15 protein-coding genes are annotated in these 17,612 nt (G+C 66.5%); 3 read left to right on the top strand and 12 right to left on the bottom strand.

What is annotated here, in order from left to right; all coding sequences use genetic code 11:
- Positions 1-4 precede the first annotated feature (4 nt).
- The gene (locus AC1AXT_RS06715; RefSeq protein WP_476540749.1) at positions 5-949 is read right to left on the bottom strand and encodes a cation efflux transmembrane domain-containing protein; all 945 of its coding nucleotides are present in this window, start codon (positions 947-949) and stop codon (positions 5-7) included.
- Positions 950-1,138: 189 nt separating this feature from the next.
- Here AC1AXT_RS06715 and ffh point away from each other — a divergent pair, with 189 nt between their 5' ends.
- Entirely contained in the window at positions 1,139-2,773 is a 1,635-nt protein-coding gene (gene ffh / locus AC1AXT_RS06720) for a signal recognition particle protein (protein ID WP_476540750.1), read from the top strand.
- A gap of 411 nt (positions 2,774-3,184) precedes the next feature.
- Positions 3,185-4,321 (top strand): endonuclease/exonuclease/phosphatase family protein, encoded by a 1,137-nt coding sequence (locus tag AC1AXT_RS06725; RefSeq protein ID WP_476562949.1) that lies wholly within the window; start codon positions 3,185-3,187, stop codon positions 4,319-4,321.
- Here AC1AXT_RS06725 and AC1AXT_RS06730 read toward each other — a convergent pair.
- The 10 genes from AC1AXT_RS06730 to AC1AXT_RS06775 all read right to left on the bottom strand — a co-directional run bounded on the left by AC1AXT_RS06730 (position 4,294) and on the right by AC1AXT_RS06775 (position 14,636).
- Positions 4,294-5,673, bottom strand: a complete 1,380-nt coding sequence (locus AC1AXT_RS06730; RefSeq protein ID WP_476540755.1) for an MFS transporter — start codon at positions 5,671-5,673, stop codon at positions 4,294-4,296. The two genes, AC1AXT_RS06725 and AC1AXT_RS06730, sit on opposite strands and share 28 nt — an antisense overlap.
- Positions 5,674-5,774: 101 nt before the next feature.
- Positions 5,775-6,584, bottom strand: a complete 810-nt coding sequence (locus AC1AXT_RS06735; RefSeq protein ID WP_476540757.1) for a helix-turn-helix domain-containing protein — start codon at positions 6,582-6,584, stop codon at positions 5,775-5,777.
- Between the two features lie 290 nt (positions 6,585-6,874).
- Positions 6,875-7,702 carry a putative ABC transporter permease gene (locus AC1AXT_RS06740; protein WP_476540759.1) on the bottom strand — a complete coding sequence of 276 codons (828 nt, stop codon included), beginning with the start codon at positions 7,700-7,702 and terminating at the stop codon, positions 6,875-6,877.
- Positions 7,703-7,814: 112 nt separating this feature from the next.
- Positions 7,815-8,756: a tRNA (guanosine(37)-N1)-methyltransferase TrmD gene (gene trmD, locus AC1AXT_RS06745; protein ID WP_476540881.1), complete on the bottom strand. Its 942-nt coding sequence runs from the start codon at positions 8,754-8,756 to the stop codon at positions 7,815-7,817.
- Positions 8,757-8,875: 119 nt separating this feature from the next.
- Entirely contained in the window at positions 8,876-9,463 is a 588-nt protein-coding gene (gene rimM, locus AC1AXT_RS06750) for a ribosome maturation factor RimM (protein ID WP_476540882.1), read from the bottom strand.
- Positions 9,464-9,485: 22 nt separating this feature from the next.
- Entirely contained in the window at positions 9,486-9,719 is a 234-nt protein-coding gene (locus tag AC1AXT_RS06755; protein WP_476540761.1) for an RNA-binding protein, read from the bottom strand.
- A gap of 5 nt (positions 9,720-9,724) precedes the next feature.
- The gene (rpsP, locus tag AC1AXT_RS06760; protein ID WP_476540762.1) at positions 9,725-10,192 is read right to left on the bottom strand and encodes a 30S ribosomal protein S16; all 468 of its coding nucleotides are present in this window, start codon (positions 10,190-10,192) and stop codon (positions 9,725-9,727) included.
- A gap of 159 nt (positions 10,193-10,351) precedes the next feature.
- Positions 10,352-10,954 (bottom strand): 16S rRNA (guanine(966)-N(2))-methyltransferase RsmD, encoded by a 603-nt coding sequence (rsmD, locus tag AC1AXT_RS06765; RefSeq protein ID WP_476540764.1) that lies wholly within the window; start codon positions 10,952-10,954, stop codon positions 10,352-10,354.
- A 35-nt stretch (positions 10,955-10,989) separates the two neighbouring features.
- Positions 10,990-13,335: an ATP-dependent DNA helicase RecG gene (locus AC1AXT_RS06770; protein WP_476540765.1), complete on the bottom strand. Its 2,346-nt coding sequence runs from the start codon at positions 13,333-13,335 to the stop codon at positions 10,990-10,992.
- Positions 13,336-13,541: 206 nt separating this feature from the next.
- Positions 13,542-14,636 carry a PfkB family carbohydrate kinase gene (locus AC1AXT_RS06775; RefSeq protein WP_476540767.1) on the bottom strand — a complete coding sequence of 365 codons (1,095 nt, stop codon included), beginning with the start codon at positions 14,634-14,636 and terminating at the stop codon, positions 13,542-13,544.
- A gap of 411 nt (positions 14,637-15,047) precedes the next feature.
- On the opposite strand from AC1AXT_RS06775, the gene rpmB reads away from it, so the two are divergent.
- The gene (gene rpmB, locus AC1AXT_RS06780) at positions 15,048-15,242 is read left to right on the top strand and encodes a 50S ribosomal protein L28 (RefSeq protein ID WP_476540769.1); all 195 of its coding nucleotides are present in this window, start codon (positions 15,048-15,050) and stop codon (positions 15,240-15,242) included.
- Positions 15,243-15,429: 187 nt separating this feature from the next.
- Here the strand turns inward: rpmB and AC1AXT_RS06785 are convergent, their stop codons facing one another.
- Positions 15,430-17,478: a tetratricopeptide repeat protein gene (locus tag AC1AXT_RS06785; RefSeq protein WP_476562948.1), complete on the bottom strand. Its 2,049-nt coding sequence runs from the start codon at positions 17,476-17,478 to the stop codon at positions 15,430-15,432.
- Between the last annotated feature and the right edge of the window lie 134 nt (positions 17,479-17,612).

Here is a 17,612-nt window from a genome sequence, read left to right on the forward strand (position 1 = left end):
CCCCCTACTCAAACACGAAATCGACGTTCACCAAGTGCATCTTGCCTTTGAGCGCCTTCTCCATCTCCTCGCGGGACTTGACCAGCGCATCGACCGAAATGGTCTCGCCCGCCCCGGCGAGGAACACCTGCACGTCGAAGTTCATGCCGGTCTTGAAAATCTGGCTCTTGACGTACTTGAGCCCTCCCGGCAGATAGCGGCCAACCGTCTCCTCGACGAACCCTTCGAGCTCCTCGTCGCTGTGCACGCCGCCGACGAGCTCGACGAACGCGTCCTTGAGCACGATGACCGGTTCCTTGACGGTGAGGATGACGATGGCCGTCGTAATGAAGAAGTCGCCGGTATAGCGCAGGAAATCGAGCGGCGAGTTGGCGGGCAGCAGCCAGACGACGACGGCGACGATGCCGATGCCCAGCGAAATCATCCCGTCGATGAACGTTCCGTTCGCTTCGGCGCGCAGCATCGTCGACACGTTGCCGATCCGCCGGTTCATCCGGCGGTAATACCACACCAGCAGCAGGCACACCGTCACCGAACCAATCTGGTAGAACACGACGGGGCCGAACTCGGCCGGCTCTCCGGTGTGGAAGAAGAAGTAGTCGATGGCGATCTGCAGCACGTCGAGGAACGAGAAGGCGAGCAGCGAGAGCGTGAAGATCGCCTTGCAGATCGCGTAGATCGGCTCGAGCGCGAACATGCCGTTCGGAAAGCGTTCGGTCGTGCGCACCGTCTTCGCCGACAGCAGCGCCGCAACGCCGCACGATACGACGGAAATGACGGTGAACGCGGCGTCCAGGAACATCGCCTTCAAACCGGTCATGAAGAACACGATGAAACCGGCGATCACCATGACGATATTGACGACGATGCCGATTACCAAAGCCTTGCGTTCGATCTTCTTTTGATCCATGGCCACTCCCCCGCAGGTTCCCCGAAACAGTCTTTGCATAAAAGTCTACCGAATAAGCCCCGCGCGGCGGCGCCATTGCGCGGCTGGCGGCGACGGCACCATACCCCTAGATTGAACCTGCCGATTTCGCCGCAAGTCCCGTAGCGAATCTTGCGTAGAATCCCGCCGCAAGATTGCCGTAAGATTCCCCCGCTGATTTCCTGCGCGGAAAGTAGAATTGGGGACATTATGGCAGCATTTAGTTCTTTGACGGACCGGCTTTCGAATGCGTTCAAGCATTTGAAGAGCAAGGGCAAGCTTTCCGAAGCGGATATTGACGGAACGATTCGCGAAATCCGTCGCGCGTTGCTGGACGCCGACGTTTCGCTGGAAGTGGTGCGTTCGTTCACCGCGCGCGTGCGCGAGCGGGCGCTGGGAACCGAGGTTTCCGAAGCGCTCAACCCGGCGCAGCAGGTCGTGAAGATCGTCAACGACGAGCTCACCGACATCCTCGGCCAGGGCGTCGACCGCCCGCTGAACTTCGCGAAGAACCCGCCGACGATCATCATGCTCGCCGGCCTGCAGGGCGCCGGCAAGACGACGCTCGCCGGCAAGCTCGGCTACTGGCTCAAGGATTCGGGCCATACGCCGCTGCTCGTGGCGGCCGATCTGCAGCGCCCGAACGCGGTCACGCAGCTCGAGGTCGTCGGCGAACGCGCCGGCGTACCGGTGTACGCGCCGGAACGCGGCGTGCAGTCCGACGGCGGCGAAGCGGTCGCCTCGCCCGGCCAGACCAGCGGCGACCCGGTGAAGGTGGCGCGCGACTCCATTGAATACGCCCGCCAGAAGCTCTATGACACCGTCATCATCGATACCGCAGGGCGCCTCGGCGTCGACGAGGAGCTCATGCAGCAGGCCCGCGACATCCGCGACGCCGTCCAGCCGCAGGAAGTGCTGTTCGTCATCGACGCGATGATCGGCCAGGACGCCGTGCGCACCGCGCAGGCGTTCAACGAAGGCGTCGACTTCACCGGCGTTGTGCTCTCGAAGCTCGATGGCGACGCCCGAGGCGGCGCAGCGCTGTCGGTGGCGTCGGTGACCGGCAAGCCGATCCTGTTCGCGTCGAACGGCGAAGGCCTGAAGGACTTTGAGGTCTTCCACCCTGACCGCATGGCCGGCCGCATCCTCGACATGGGCGACATCCTCACGCTCATCGAGCAGGCGCAGCGCGAATTCGACGAGGAACAGAGCCTCGAAGCCGCCCGCAAGATGTCGGAAGGCACGTTCGGCCTCGACGACTTCCTCGAGCAGCTGCAGCAGGTGCGCAAGCTCGGCTCGATGAAGTCGCTGCTCGGCATGATTCCGGGCATGGCGCAGCACCGCAAGGAACTCGAAGCGTTCGACGAGCGGGAAATCGACCGCACCGAGGCGATCATCCGCTCGATGACGCCGGAAGAGCGCCGCAACCCCTCCATCATCAACGGCTCGCGCCGCGCCCGCATCGCATACGGCTCCGGCATGACCGTCTCCGCCGTCAACGCGCTGCTCCAGCGCTTCGACCAGGCCGCGAAGATGATGAAGAAGATGAGCAACAAGGCCGGCATCGGCGGCATGCTCGGTGGCGGCGGCTACGGCGGCGGTTCCTCGAAGAAGGGCAAGAAAGGCAAGAAAGGCAAGAAAGGCGCTTCGAAGTCCGGCAACCCGATGAAGCGCGAAGCCGAAGAGAAAGCGTTGCGCGACAAGCTGTCCGGCAACGCCGGCAAGTCGGGCGGCTCGGCGTTCGCGAAGAAAACGCCGGCCGTGCCGCCGGAACTGGCCGGGCTGATGAACGGCCAGGACGTCCCGCCGAATCTTGGCGGAGGGCTTGGCGGCCTGCTCGGCTAAGCTTTGGGCACCATGACCGTTTTGTGGATCGTCCTCGCCGTCCTCCTGATCTGGCTGATGCTGTCCGAAGTGCCGGCCGGCTGGGACGGCCATGCGCCGCTGCCGTACCTCATTGCGTTCACGCCGTTCCTGTGGATTCCGGCGGCGGCGCTGGCCATTATCGGCGCCGTCCGCCACGAATGGGCGTTCGCCGTCTGCGCGCTCATCACGCTGCTGGCGGCCGGCTCGCGCAAGGTGCTGTACTGGCTGAACGACATCAAGGCGCCGAATACGGCCCAGATGATCGCCGACAAGATTGCGGCGAAGAAAGCGGCGGAAGCGGCGCGCAAGGAAGCGGCGGCGCACCGTTCCGACGCCGGCGCCGCGAAATCCCGCGACAAGGAGCTTGCAACGCACGGCAAGTTCACGGTGATGACGCTCAACTGCCGCTTCGGCCGTGCCAGCGCCGAAGCCATCGTCGCCGCCGTGCGCGAACGCGACGTCGCCGTGCTGGCGCTGCAGGAACTCGATGACGCGCTCGTCGCTGCGCTCGACGAAGCGGGCCTGAGCGAACTGCTCCCCTACCGCCAGCTGGGAGAGGCGCGCGCCGGCGACAACGGTGGCTTCAACGGAATCTGGATTCGCGTCGAACCGGAAACGACGGCGGTGTCGGCGGCGCCGATTCCGGCCGCCGACGTGCCGTCGGTAACGCTGCCGGTCACCTCCACCCGCGGCATCACGTTCCTCTCGGCGCACACGAAGTCGCCGATGCGCGGCTGCCGCGACTGGTCGGCCGGCATCGTGGGCCTCGGCGAAGTCGCCACCGCCGTGCACAAGAACAACGGCGAATACGAACGGCCGTCGCTGACGACGTACACCGGCAAACTGAAAGCCGAGTACCGCGGCCCGGTTTCCTCTTCCGATTTTTCCGAAACCGAGATTTCCGGAGCCGAAGTTTCCAACACCGAGATTTCCCCCGCCCAGCCTTCCAGCGACACCGCAGCCGGCAGCGGCACCGACGCCAACAACGCCAATGCAGACAACGGCATCCAGGTCGCGACGATTTCCGCGCGCGACGCCGGCGGCACCCAGGCGCTCAGCGACGCCAACCGCGTGCATCTCGACCCCGAAGCCGTCCAGCGGGCGGCGCAGCTAGCGGCCGCCAAGGCGTTCGGCGGCACGCTGGACCCCGAAGCCGCCGAAGAGCGCGGCGAACGCCCCGCCCGCGAGATGATTGCCGTCGTGATGGGCGACCTGAACGCCAGCATCGCACACCCGTCGTTCCGCAAGCTGCTGGCGGCCGGCTTCGACGACGCCACGCTCGTGGAAGCCAAGGGCGAGCACCCGACGTTCGCGTCATGGCTGCCGTGGCCGCGGCTTGTACTCGACCACATCCTCTACACCGGCTTTCTGGAACCGAGCGGCGTCGACGCCGTCACGATCGACGGCAGCGACCATCTCGCGCTGACGGCCACGCTCACGCTTACCGACGGCAAGCAGAGCCGCGCCGCCATCGCCGCCGAACGCGCCGACGCAGAGCATTACGGCAGCGGCTCGCGTTCCCACTGACCGGCCGCCGGCAGCCGCCGCAGCGGCCGGTAGGACACCAGGATGGCCGCCCCGGCGAACACCGTCGCCGCGAACAGCGCCACCGTCGGCCGGTAGCCGATGGCTGCGAGCAGCGAGCCGTCCGCGGCCGAGCAGAACATCGTCAGCAGCATCGCCGGCGCGCTGACCGCCGTCGCCAGCCGCCCCTGCATCGCTTCGGGAGTCTTGGAGAAGATGAAGCCCATCACCATCGCGTTGACAATCGGGAACGGCAGCCCCAGCAGCGCGAACACGGCGGTCACGGCCGCGTAGCTGCGCACGAAGACCAGCGGCACCGTCACCAGCGCCGCGAACGCGACGGCCACGCACACGGTCGGCCCGGCGGCCAGCCGCTTGCTGTAGCGGCCGGCGAACGCGGCGCCGATGAACGAGGCCAGCGCGAGCGCGCCGTCGACGACGCCGACGAGCGCGCTGTTCGTGCCGGTCGCCACCAGATTCAACGTCACGGCGTTCGCGATGCCGTTCGTGCCGAAATTGAGCACCGCCGCGCCGGCCACGATGACCACGACCATCCGGTGCCGCACCGTCCAGCGCCACCCTTCGGCGAAATCGGCGGCGAACGACGGCTGCCGCACGCTTCCGGAACGCTTCGGCGCCCGATATGAGATTCCGCTCGCCGCCGCTCCCGCCAGTGCGTACGCAACGCTCGCCACCAGAAACGGCAGCCATGGCCGCACGGCATACAGCAGGCCGCCAAGCGGCGAGCCGCCCATGTTGATGGCCGCGTCCCGGCCTTCGTTGACGCTGCGGGCCTGCGGATAATCGCGGATCGGAATGATCGAACGCAGCAGCGCGTCGGAAGCGGGGGTCAGGAACCCGGCGACGCCGGATGCCGCCGTCGCGATGGCCAGCAGCGCCCAGTAGCCGAGCCGGTCGGCGGCCAGGAGTGCTGCCACGCTGCCCCACGCGAACATGCCGAACGCGCCGTTGGCGATGATGAGCAGCCTGCGGTCGTGCCGGTCGGCGAACGTGCCGCCGAACAGGCTCGCCGTCTGCTTCGCCGCGGCCGACGCCGTGCCCAGCCAGCCGGCGGCGGCCGTCGAGCCGCTCACCTTGTAGCCGATCAGCGAAATCGCCAGCCCTTGCAGCGCCAGCCCGATGGCGCTGGCGGTATCCGCCGTGAACCAGCTGCCATACGTCCTGCTTCTCCAGAACGGCTTGGCCGAGTCTTCATCCGGCGCCGGTTGCGTTGCGCCGCAATGCGCGGGGGTTCTGCTGCCACCTTTGCCGGCCCCGGTTCCTTCGACGTTGCCGGTTCCTTCCCGCAGGATAGCCTCCGTTCCCGCGGCGCGCATTCTCTCATTGCTCTCCATAGTCCCTCCATTTATACAAATTATTTGTATTTCTTGGTTCAAAAGAAGGCCCGCGCGATTGCGGGCCACGTTCGGCTTGCGTTGCGCGAAGCCGGATGAGGTTACGGCACCCAGCGGAACAGCTGCGCCACGACGGCCACCTGCTCGCGTTGCCCGTCGTCGGCTTGATTGCCGGCTCCCCCACCGGTTTCGCCGCGGACGCCGTCTCCGTTCGGCGAGCCTTCCCCGCCGTTGCCCGTGGCGCCGTCACTGGCAACGCCGCTTTGCTGCGCGCTGACGTCGGCCCAGCGCTTGAGCACGCCGAGCAGTTCGGCTCCCAGCTGCCGCGCTTCGCCGGGCGTGAGATTAAGCACGATGTCGACGCTGCCGCAGCAGTCCTGCCACTGTGCGCCGAAGCCGTCGTACGCGTCGAGGAACCGCTGGTACGCCGTTTCCAGCGCCAGCGCGCTCGTGCGCCGGTACCGTTCAAGCACCGGCTGAGGCACGCCGGCTTCCCCGACTTCCAGCGCTGTCGCGTCGGCCCCGGCCATCGCTCGGGCGAACGTGCCGGCCAGCGACGACAGGCTCCGATGCGCGTCCCCCTGCAACCCGCCTTCGGGCGCAGCTCCGTCAGCCGCCGCACCTTCAGCCGCAGCGTCTGCCGCGCCGCTACCCACACCTCCGGTTCCGCCAGCAGCGCCCGAAGACGCCGGCAGGACGATCGTCGCCCCTTGCGTCGCCTTCCACCAGCTCTTGCGCTTGTCGCCATCGCGCGGCGCCGTCTTGGCCACCAAACCGGCCTGCGACAGCTGTCCGAGATGATAGCTGACCGACCCCACCGGCTCCCCGAGCCGCGCGCTAAGCTGCCCCACCGTCTGCACGCCGTCGATGCGCAGCGACGCCAGGATTCGCATGCGCGTCGGATTCGCCATCGCCTGCAGCTTTGCCGCGTCTTCACCGGCTTGCCGCGGCCGGGGCGCCCCCTCAGCGGCAGCATTCCCCGCCGGAACGCGCCCCGCCGCCGCGCCGCCTTCGCAATCTCGGGTCATGTCATTCCCCTCCTGCCGCAACTATACAAATTATTTGTAGTTCTGGAATCCAGTATAGAAACCTACGCCAACTTCGCAAGCAGCAACGCCGCCGGAGGAACCGAAAACGGCAGGGCGCATCCACGCACCCTGCCGCCGGATAGGTTTTTCGAAGCCGGAACCGCCGTCGCGATTCAGCGCTGGCGGCGGTAGCGTTCCAGCAGCTTGCGCACATGGTGCGGCGTCTTGCCGCTGCGCTCGAGCCGCATCGCCGGGAACGCCTCGATCAGGCGCCGCTGCTGCCAGCTGAACGTATGGTGCACCTTCGCGGCCAACTCGTCGGCCTTCGCCCGCACGTCCTCCATCGCACCGCTGGTCGCGTGCTGCACGCGCGTCTCGGCCTGCTCGATACGCCGGTCGGCGGAGGTGATGCCGACGTCGATGCGGGCGATCTTGCCCTTCTTCCACGCCTTGATGTCGGCTTCGGCGCGCCCCAGCCGGCTGCGCAGGCTGATCAGGCCGGCAAGCGTAATGGCGAAATCGACGAGCAGCAGCGCCAGCAGCACCGCCGAAACAATGGTCAGCGGCACCGGCGGAATCAGCGCCAGCCATTTCTCGACGTGCGGCTGCACCCAGAATTTGACGGCGGTGGCGCCGGCGGCGAAGAACAGGAAGCCGTTGAGGTACACGCGGCCGTTGATGTTGAACGGCTTGTTCGAATAGTCCCAGAACCGCACATGGAACAGCTTTTCGATGAGCCATGACGTGAAGTATTCGAGCGTGCAGGCGAGTACGCCGCTGCTGAGGAACACGGCCACGATGCTGTGTTCGCCGCGCAGCGCGAAGATGACGATCATCGCGCCGAACCCGTAGATCGGGCACAGCGGCCCGTTGAGCATGCCGCGGTCCACGAACCGCTTCTTCATGACGATATTGAGGCAGGTTTCCCACAGCCACCCTACGAAGCTGTACAGCAGGAACCATAGGAATACGCGCTCGATGGCGATCAACGTTGTCGGCATTCCCTCACTGTCGCCGCAGCGGCCGACATTGCGCCGGCTTCTGTCGGTCCCGGCGTCGACGAACCGCCGCCAGCGGCCAATCGCGGCGGCTTGGAGCGCCGGCCCGGTTCCGCTACCGCTTGGGATGGTCGCCGGATACGTTCCAGCCGAGCGCGGCAAGCGCCTTGCGGTCGGCTTTGTCGAGCGTGCGGCAATCGAGCCGCTCAATCAGATCGGGCCGCAGCGCGCTGGTCTTCTCCAGCGCTTCGTCGCGGCGGAACCGGTCGACCTTCGCGTGGTCGCCGCTGGTGAGCACGGGCGGCACCGCCATGCCGCGCCAGATGGCCGGCTTCGTGTACTGCCGGTGCTCCAGCAGTGCGTTCTCGCCGGTGTACGATTCCTCGACGATGGACGCCGCGTTGCCCATGAAGCCGGGAAGGAGCCGCGTAATCGCCTCCAGCATCACCGACACGGCCACTTCGCCGCCGTTGAGCACGTAGTCGCCGATCGAATACTCGCGCACGTCGACGCCCTGCGCCCGGTAGTACTCCGGAATACGCGCGTCATAGCCTTCGTAGCGCCCGCAGCCGAACACGAGATGCCGCGCATGGCTCAGTTCGGTGGCGTCGGCCTGCGTAAACAACGGCGCCGAAGGATTGGGGAAAATAAGGACGGCACGAGATTCCGCCGCCGCGTTCCCCTCCGCCGCTTCCAGCCCCGGCGCAGTTCCGTCTGCCACGGCACCGTCATCTTCCGTTCCCGCGCCTTGCGTTCCCTCCGCCACCGGCGCCGTTGCGGCGCCCTGCGCCGCTGCGGCGCCTTGCAGCGCCGCATAATCCACCGGCTCGAGCCCCAGCAAATCGTCGAGGCATTCCGCCCACACCTGCGGCTTCATCACCATGCCGGCACCGCCGCCCACCGGGGTATCGTCGACCGAATGGTGCACGTCGTGCGTCCAGTCGCGCAGGTTGTGCGCGCGGACGTTGACGAGCCCCTTCTCCTGTGCCTTGCCGAGCAGGCTCAGGTTCAGCACCTCGAAATACTCGGGGAATACGGACACGATGTCGATGTCCATCGACATGGATCACACCGCCTTCAATCAAGCAACGAATACGGAAAACAAAGGAACGCCGCAAACGCTCCGGCAACGGCGGCAAACGCTGCCAGCCACCCCGGAGCGCCGCGGCTAAAAACCTATAATCCCGGAATCAGTCCGCCGGGAGGGTCGAGCGTCAGGTAGCCTGCCGCCGGGTCGATATGCGGCACGAGCTCCTCGACGAACGGCACAAGCGCCGTCGTTTCGGTAACGACGCCGTCCGCATCGCGCATCGGCTTGGCGAGGCGGATCTTCAGGAGCCACTGCGGGCCCTCGATGACCTCCACCACCTTGCCGATATGCAGCCCCGGAGGCAGCCCGAGCGCGTTGTCGGGATCCATCTGCGCGTCGAGCCCGACCAGGTCCTTCAAATACCACACGTCGTCGTCGATCATGTCGCCCAGGTCAACGGCCTGGCAATACAGCTCGGTGCCGTTGAGGTCCTCGGCGGCATTGCGGTCGTCGACGCCCTCGAGCTTGATGATCCAGCGGTCGCGGAACGTCCGCGAACGCTCGACGGTGAATCGCTTCGCGCCGTCCTTCGAGAACAGCGTGGAGCCGGGAGCGAACCGCTGTTCCGGTTCGTCCGTAAACGTCTGCACGGTGACTTCGCCCTTCAGTCCCTGTGCGCGGCCGATACGAGCGACCCTCAGCAACTCGCGCTGCTGAGGGTCGTCATGCTGCACGTTTTGCGCCACGGTCATCGGCCTACTTGCGTACGTCCATGATGTCGACGCGCACCTTGTGGTCCGCCATGGCCTGCACTACCGTGCGCACGGCGTTGGCCGTGCGGCCATTGCGGCCGATGACGCGGCCGATATCCTCAGGATTGACGCGTACGCGGATCAGTTCGCCGCGGGCGTTTTCATGGGACTTGACGGAAACGTCGTCGGGAAAATCAACGATGTTCTTGATCAGATGTTCCACGGCTTGTGCAAGCATTTGGATCACTCAGCTTCCTGAACAGCTTCTTCGGCTTCGGCGACTTCGACCTTTTCGTCGGCTGCCTCGACGGCAGCGGCGGCTTCGGCAGCGGCCTTGGCGTCGGCTTCGGACTTCGCGGCCTTCAGCTTCTGCGCCTTGGCTTCGGCTTCCTCCACCAGCACTTCGGCTTCCGGCTTCGGGGCAACGGCCTTGAGGTGGCCTTCAGCACCCTTGAGGCCCTTGAACTTCTGCCAGTCGCCGGTGATCTTGAGCAGGTTCTTGACCTGGTCGGTCGGCTGGGCGCCGACGCCGAGCCAGTACTGAGCGCGCTCGGAATCGATCTCGATGGTCGAAGGCTGGGTATTGGGGTTGTACAGACCGATCTCCTCGATGGCGCGGCCATCGCGCTTCGTGCGCGAGTCCATGATCACCACGCGGTAGACGGCGTAGAACTTCTTGCCCATGCGCTTGAGACGAATCTTGGTTGCCAAAATGGCTCTCCTTATACAGTTAGGGGTGTGCGTTGCGCTTTGCCGTGTGGGGCACGGCAGGGCGAACCCACGTGTTCCTTGCGAACCGCGGCGAGTAGAGGGCTCCGCAGCCACAAATAACCTTTTGAGTATAGCGCAAGGGGGTGGAACAATTTCCGCTTATTCCTCCTCGCGTTCCGGCCGCAGGTAATAGACCGCCGTTTCGCCGTAGTCGCGCCGGTCCGCAATCTCCCACCCACGCGGCGGCTTCGGCGCGGCTGAACGGGTCGAACGTTCCAGCATCACCAGCGGATAGGAGCCCAGCATGCCGCCGTCCACCAGCCCGGCGAGCAGCGCTTCGCAATCCCTGGTCGGCACGGCGTAGGGCGGGTCGATCAGCACGACGTCGAACGGGCCGGCAGCGCCGCCCTTGCCGCCGCGCTTGTCGACAAACCGTTCGGCCTTCGCCTTGACGACGTGGATGTCGTCGCGTCCAGGTTCCCACGCCTGCTGGGACTTGACCGTTGCCGCCGTCTGCGCGATCAGCTGCGCCGCCGGTCCGGAAGATTCCACGAACGTCGCCGAACGCGCCCCGCGGCTCAGCGCTTCGAACCCGAGCGCGCCGGTGCCGGCGTACAGGTCGAGCACGTGGGCGTCGCGCAGCGTTCCCCACGCTTCGAGCCGCGAGAAGATCGCTTCCTTCGTGCGGTCCGTCGTCGGCCGTGTCCCGCTTTTCGCGGCGCCCAGCGGCACCCCTTTGAATCGCCCTGAAATAATGCGCATGCCATCCATCATGCCACCGCAGCCGCACCGCCGCGTCAGCTGCTCGTCAGGTACGCTTCGTTGCCGCGCGTGAAGTCGAGCACCGCCCCGGCCAGCTCGACGTGCCCGGCGAGCTCGGGGTCCTTGTCCAGCAGCGCTTCGGCGTACGCGCGCGCTTCCTCGATGATCGACGCGTCCTTGACGACGCGCAGCAGCTTGAGCGAGCTGTGCACGCCGGACTGCGAGTCGCCGAGCACGTCGCCGGCCCCGCGCAGCAGCAGGTCCTTCTGCGCGATTTCGGCGCCGTCGAGCGAGCCTTCGATGGCATGGAGCCGTTCGTCGGCGAGCGTTCCCGGCTGCGAACGCGAAATGAGGAACGCCCAGCTGTTCGTGCCGCCGCGCCCGACGCGTCCGCGCAGCTGGTGCAGCTGCGACAGCCCGTACAGGTCCGCGTCGAAAATGACGATGCAGCTCGCCTGCGGCACGTCTACGCCGACTTCGACGACGGTCGTCGCGACGAGCACCGGGGTGGCGCCGCCGGCGAAGCCGTCCATCACCGCTTTCTTCGTCGTATCGTTGTCCCGTCCCGTCAGCTGCGCGAACGCAACGCCCTTGAATTGGGGGAGATTCTGCAGCCGCGAGAACATCTCCTCCACCGAATGCAGCGTGCGCCGGGGCGCGTCGCCGCCTTCGGCGTCTTCGCCGAGCGCTTCGGGACCAAGCAGTTCGGCGCCGTCGGTTCCAGCGTCGTCGCCGTCGCCTGTTTGCCGTGAAACATCATCGTCGATATCGATGCGCGGGCAGATGACGTACGCACGCTCGCCGGCGTCGATGCGCTGACGCACCAGCGCGAACATTTCGGCCATCAGGCGCGAATCGTCCTCCTGCACGATGAACGTGCGGATCGGCTTGCGGCCGCCCGGCAGCTCGGTCAGCCACGAGATGTCGAGGTCGCCGAACCACGTCATCGCCGCCGTACGCGGAATCGGCGTCGCCGTCATCACCAGCAGGTGCGGTTCCCGCTCGCCTTTGCCGCGAAGCGTTTCACGCTGTTCCACGCCGAAGCGGTGCTGCTCGTCGATGACGGCGAGCGCGAGGTTGGGCGCCTGGAACGTCTTCGAGAACGCCGCATGCGTGGCGATGATGATGCACGGCTCGCCGCTGGCGGCCACGCCGAGCACCTTGCGCCGCGCCGCGAGCTTCATGCCGCCGGTCAGCAGCAGCACCGGCACGTCGGACACCTGCTTGCTGATCGACTCGTAATGCTGTTCGGCGAGCACCTGCGTCGGGGCGACGAGCACGGCCTGGTGGCCCGAACCGGTCGCCTGCAGCATCGCGGCAATCGCCACCACCGTCTTGCCGGAACCGACTTCGCCCTGCAGCAGCCGCTGCATCGGATGGTCGCGCTCCATGTCGTGCGCGATGTCGTCGATGACGTCGCGCTGGCCGGCCGTCAGCTCGAACGGCAGCGCGTCGATGAACGCATCCCGCTGGGCCAGCTCCTCGCACGGCCACGCGGCGCCGGCGGCCGCCTGGTCGCGCGCCATCAGCAGCGCCGTCTGGCACACGAACGCCTCTTCGTAGCGCAGCGTCTCCAGCGCGTCGCGGAACCGGTCCACCGAATCGGGGTCGTGGATTTCGCTGAACGCTTCGGCGCGGCCCAGCAGATGCGCACTGCGGCGCACCTCTTCCGGCAAGATGGAGGGAATCGCCTTGTCGAGCCGTGCCCCCACCTGCGGCGACGAGCCGTAGAGCGTCGTGCGCATCGTTTCCGCCGGCACGTCGCCTTCATCCGGCTGCGGCTGCAAGCCGGCGAGCAGGCGCATGAACGTCATGATCGCGTCGTGGATATGGTCGCTGGAAATGCGGGACGACGCGTGGTACACCGGCCGCGGCCGGCACGCGCGCTGCAGCCCCTGCAGCGCGCTGGCTGCGTCGCTGCCTTCGCCGCCGACCGTCAGCACTTCCGGGTGCGTGAACTGCAGCCGGTCGTTGAATACGCTTGGCTCTCCGGCGATGACGAGATTCGCGCCCACCGCGCAGCGCGACGCCATCCAGTCCACGTATGACTTGCGGTGGGAAAAAAACACCAGCGACGCCACCGACCCCGGCTGTTCCCGGGACGCGGCGAACTCGCCGTCGTCGATGGCGACTTCCAGCCGGTAGCCGCGCCGCGCCGCCATCGGCGTCGCACGGCAGGCGCGCACATGCACGGCGCACGCCATCTTGGCCCCCAGCCGCGCTTCGTTGAGCGTACGCACCGGCACCGGGTCGGTCACGCGGAACGGGTAGTAGGCGAGCGCATCCGCCACGGTGACGATGCCCAGCGATTTCAGCGCGCCCACGCGGCGCTTGTTCGCCAGGATCTGCCCCACCGGGGTATGCAACGTAACCTCACCCATACTCCCCCATCCTACCGGCCGGTCCCATCACGGCTATGCCACCCGCGCCCGAACCCGTCGGGGCGCCAAGATGCGGAGCCGACCCCATCATGCCCGTTCCAGCCCGGCCTGCTGCGTGGCCGCCCTAGATTCCCGCCGTGCAGGAACGTTGCGAAGGAACCGCGCCACTGGGAGCTGGGCAGCAGGGGCTGCCTGCTCGGCGACGTTTATTCGGCGCCCTTGATTGCGGCGTCGACCTGCTCCACCTTTTCGGCGCTGGCGTTGTGCCGCAGCGCGCTGGCGGCCAACGCCGTCGCTTCCTCGAACGAGGGGCACAGCGGCACGCCATGCCGGTTATGCACGATGGCGAGCGATGCGGCGGCGTTGGCGATCTGCACGGCGTCTTCCAGCTCCCAGCCTTCGGCCAGCAGCGCGCACAGCGCGCCGGTATGGCACGGGCCGGCGGAACGGGTATGGATCGCCTTCGTGGCGAAGCCTTCGATGTGCTCGACCGGGTGGCCCGGACGGCGCACCCACGCGCCGCGCGAACCGGCGCGCAGCACGATCGGCGCATGCAGCGCATCGGCCAGCGCCTCGCACAGCGCCTGCATCGTTTCGTCGAAGCCGCCGTTGACGGTCAGCGTCTTCGATTCGTCCAGCGAAACGCCCAGCTTGCGCGCCAGCGTGCGCGCTTCCTGGCGGTTGAGCGACCAGATCGGCCGCGCCAGCACAAGGTGCTCGAGCAGCTGGTCACTGACAAGATTCATCGAGTTCGTCGGGTTGAGCACGATCCTGAAGCTGCGCGTTTCCGGACTGCATTCGGGACGCTGGATGAATTCGTTGACCCCCAGCGCCGTATCGTTGAGCAGCGCGTTGCCGCTGATGAACACGACGTCGCCCTCGGCCGGCTCGACGTGCGCGTAGCAATCCTTGTCGCCATCGGCTTCGGCGCCGTAGGTGGCGATGAACGTCTTGCGGCTGCCGTCGTTGAGCACGAGACGGAAGCCGTTGTCTTCGGAAGGCTTCGTTTCGCCGGTGTGCGCGATCTTCGCGCGGCGGAACTGCTCGCGGATCATCTCGCTCCACGGCCCGGTCCCCAGAATGCCGGCGCTCTGCGTCTTCGCGCCCATCTTGCTGGCCGCCTGCAGAATGCGGAACGAGCCGGATACCGACCGGCTGACCTGCTCGGTGACGACGAACTCCCCGGGCTGCGGTATTTCGTTGACGTCCATCATGATGTCGACCCACACCTGGCCGAGGGAAATGACCGTCGGCTCATGATCGCGCTTCGCATGGATCTTCGACAGGAAATCGCTCAGCATGCCCCCTCCTTGATTGCACTGTTCCGTTGGCATCCTTGCATGCCGCGGCCTACACTGCCCGGCATTTCGGCTTTCACAGCATTCTACTGTTCCCGTCACGGCAATGCCAAAACCCGTCCACGGTTCGCGCGGTCGTCCCGCCTCCTACTTCCCTCTTCCCGCCCCCTGCCTTATCGAGCCTTCTGCCTTATCCGGCCTTCTGCTTTGCCCCGCCTTCCGCTTCACCAAGATTCCCGCTTCACACAACCCTCGCGCCACGGGTACGCAATCCTTCCAGCCATCCAACGCAACATGAGGTTGCATTGGGTGCCGAAATAGTGTATTCTTGTGAAGTTGTGTGTTCATCCATGCCTGTCGGTATGGTGGTTCACGCAAGACTTGCAAGTCAAAAGTAATTGTAGGGAGTCCATTATGGCAGCTCGTTGCGCAGTGTGCGGCAAGGGACCGAAGACCGGTTACACGGTTTCGCACTCTCATATCCGCAATAAGCGCCTCTTCCGCCCGAACCTCCAGCCGGTTCGCACCACGATCGACGGTGAAAACGTCCGCATCCGCGTGTGCGTCAAGTGCCTCAAGGCCGGCAAGGTCGAGCGCGTCAAGGCGTGAGCAAGCGAATTCGAAGAAAGCCCCGGAAATCTCCGGGGCTTTTTCATTGCCAAGATTCCCAAGGCTCGACACCCGACCTGCGGCCATCGACACCCACGCTTAGCTGCCGTGCACTAGAGCCCCTGCCCGCTGCATTCCGATGCGGACACAGCGGAATGCAGCGCAGGCGAGGACGGAACGGGCGGCCTCACTCGGTGGGCGTGACCTCCGGGCCCACGCCCCAGCGCAGCGACGGCGCCATCGAGCTCAGCACATCGCCTTCGACCAGCCGGCCGAGGAACCATACCGTTTCGTCGGCGGCGCGCGGGAAGCCGGCGTCGACCAAGCCCATCGCAGCCTTCGTCAGCACGGTGACGGCGCTGTGCACCGGAGCCACCGGAATGCCGGCCGCGCGCAGGATCTGCGCGGCCTCCTCCAGCGACTGCGGCTCCTCGAGCCCATCGGCCGAGGCCTTCAGGTCGCGGATCTCCGTGCGCGCGTTCTCGCAGAACGACATCGACGGGTAGTCCAGCACCTTCACGTAGCAGGCGAGCGCCTCGCGCAGGCTGCCGGTCTGCCACAGCGCGTAGGCGAGGCGGTAGTAGATGAACGCGATGTCCACCGGCATGACGGCCACCGCCAGCGCGCGCGTCAGCGCATCGGCAGCCTTCTCGTAGTCTTCATCGATTTCCGCGTACGTCATCGACAGGTCGATGAACGGCTGGGCCGTCGTGAAGGCGATCCGCGCGCACTCCTCCTCTTCGGCGAGCGCGCGCTCCTTGTTGCCGGCCTCGCGGTTGAGCCGCCCCAGCAGCAGGCGCGCGTCGAACAGCGCATCCGGGATCTTGCGGTAGCGCACGTCAGGGTCGTCACCGTCGAGCGACACCATCAGGCGCATCAGCGGATGCTCGCAGTACAGCGGCTTGATGACGCGGCCCTGCGCATCGTGCAGCTCGCCCGACTCGTCGCCGTCTACGGCGCCCTCGGCGAGCGCGGCCTGCCGTTCGGCGTCCTCCAGGCGCAGCAGCACCGATTCAAGCTCGATGGAGGCCGTCAGCGGCGAATCCTCGTTGGCGCTGATGATTTCGCTGACCTCGGAACCCTTGACGGCCCCGTTGTCCTTCATGACGTCGAGCTCGCAGGCGCGGTCGGCGCGCAGCAGCGTCTGCAGGTCGGGCGGCAGCAGCCGCTCGTCGCGCCACACCGGCAGCCGCCGCGCGGCCAGCGCCGGCGCCATCGGGAGCGGCTCGACCGGCATCAGGCACCGGCCGGCGCCGAAGCGCAGGCTGTACTGGCGCGGCGAGAGCATGCGGTAGATCTCCAGCGGATCGTCGTCCAGCGACGCCTCGTCGAGCTCCTTGCCCAGCAGCTTCGGCACGACGCCCATCATGAACGGCGTGCGGTCGAACTGCAACGACAGCACGCAGTCGCCGTTGATCGAGCCGGCATGGCAGCTGACGGTGACGTCGGTGATGTTCAGGCTGGACTTGAACGCAGCCATCGCCAGCAGCCCCGCGAGCCGCATCGCATAGGAGGCAGCCCAGGCCGGCCGCCGGTCGTGCAGCCCAATCGGGTGCCCCGCCTCGAAGTCGTAGCCGGTCACCGGGAACATCATCGCCGTCGGCACGCCGCAGCGCACGGCCAACGCGCCGCTGACGGTGTCGATGTCATAGCGGTATTCGAGGCGGAACGGCAGCATCAGCCGCTCGCAGATCGCCCCGAAGCGCGTCGAGGCATCCCAGTTGCCGCCGCGCGTAGCGCTGACGCCGTGGATCGTGCGCAGCGGGTTCTCGTCCTTGTCGCGCCGGTCGATGAAGCCGGCATGCTGCGACACCATGTGCATCGCGTCCATCATCGACTGGTAGCAGAACCGTTCGTCGGCGGTGGCCATCAGCCCGATGCCGCCGTCCTTTTCGCGCGCATCCAGATGCACGAACGCGAGGCGGTTGAGGGCGGCCTCGACCGACAGCACGACGTCGCGCTGCAGCCCCTCGAGGTCGTCGTCGAACCGCATCCAGAACATGTTCGTCGTCGTCAGCTTGATCAGCTGGATTTCATGCTCGGCGGCGATGGCGCGAATCTCCCCGGCTCCCGCCTCCACGAGCTGTCGCGCCGCGAACCGCTCGAACGGAGTCGCGTCGGCGTTGTTCGTCGCGCCGCGCCAGATCAGCGCGTCCAGCGCGTCCGGCAGCGGCTGGCTGAGCAGTTCCGCAAACATCTGGTCGATGCGCGCCGTCGCCTTTGATGTCGATGTCACCTTCGCCATTGGAACCTCCTGCAGAATCGGCCCGCACGCCTTCAGCGGGCCCGCTTTCCGTTACCCAGCATCGTAGCCAAAGGCGCCAGCGGCGCGCTGGGATGTCTCAGCGTTGCGCCGCCTCGGTTTCAGCA

This window comes from Bifidobacterium sp. LH_450 (assembly GCF_056356715.1).

Coding starts and splice junctions, on each gene's coding strand:
- AC1AXT_RS06775 (WP_476540767.1), bottom strand. CDS start 14,636: ATGCTGAGCGATTTCCTGTCGAAGATCCATGCGAAGCGCGATCATGAG.
- AC1AXT_RS06755 (WP_476540761.1), bottom strand. CDS start 9,719: ATGCTTGCACAAGCCGTGGAACATCTGATCAAGAACATCGTTGATTTT.
- AC1AXT_RS06730 (WP_476540755.1), bottom strand. CDS start 5,673: ATGGAGAGCAATGAGAGAATGCGCGCCGCGGGAACGGAGGCTATCCTG.
- AC1AXT_RS06715 (WP_476540749.1), bottom strand. CDS start 949: ATGCAAAGACTGTTTCGGGGAACCTGCGGGGGAGTGGCCATGGATCAA.
- AC1AXT_RS06735 (WP_476540757.1), bottom strand. CDS start 6,584: ATGGCGAATCCGACGCGCATGCGAATCCTGGCGTCGCTGCGCATCGAC.
- ffh (WP_476540750.1), top strand. CDS start 1,139: ATGGCAGCATTTAGTTCTTTGACGGACCGGCTTTCGAATGCGTTCAAG.
- rsmD (WP_476540764.1), bottom strand. CDS start 10,954: ATGCGCATTATTTCAGGGCGATTCAAAGGGGTGCCGCTGGGCGCCGCG.
- trmD (WP_476540881.1), bottom strand. CDS start 8,756: ATGGACATCGACATCGTGTCCGTATTCCCCGAGTATTTCGAGGTGCTG.
- AC1AXT_RS06725 (WP_476562949.1), top strand. CDS start 3,185: ATGACGCTCAACTGCCGCTTCGGCCGTGCCAGCGCCGAAGCCATCGTC.
- AC1AXT_RS06740 (WP_476540759.1), bottom strand. CDS start 7,702: ATGCCGACAACGTTGATCGCCATCGAGCGCGTATTCCTATGGTTCCTG.
- AC1AXT_RS06770 (WP_476540765.1), bottom strand. CDS start 13,335: ATGGGTGAGGTTACGTTGCATACCCCGGTGGGGCAGATCCTGGCGAAC.
- rpmB (WP_476540769.1), top strand. CDS start 15,048: ATGGCAGCTCGTTGCGCAGTGTGCGGCAAGGGACCGAAGACCGGTTAC.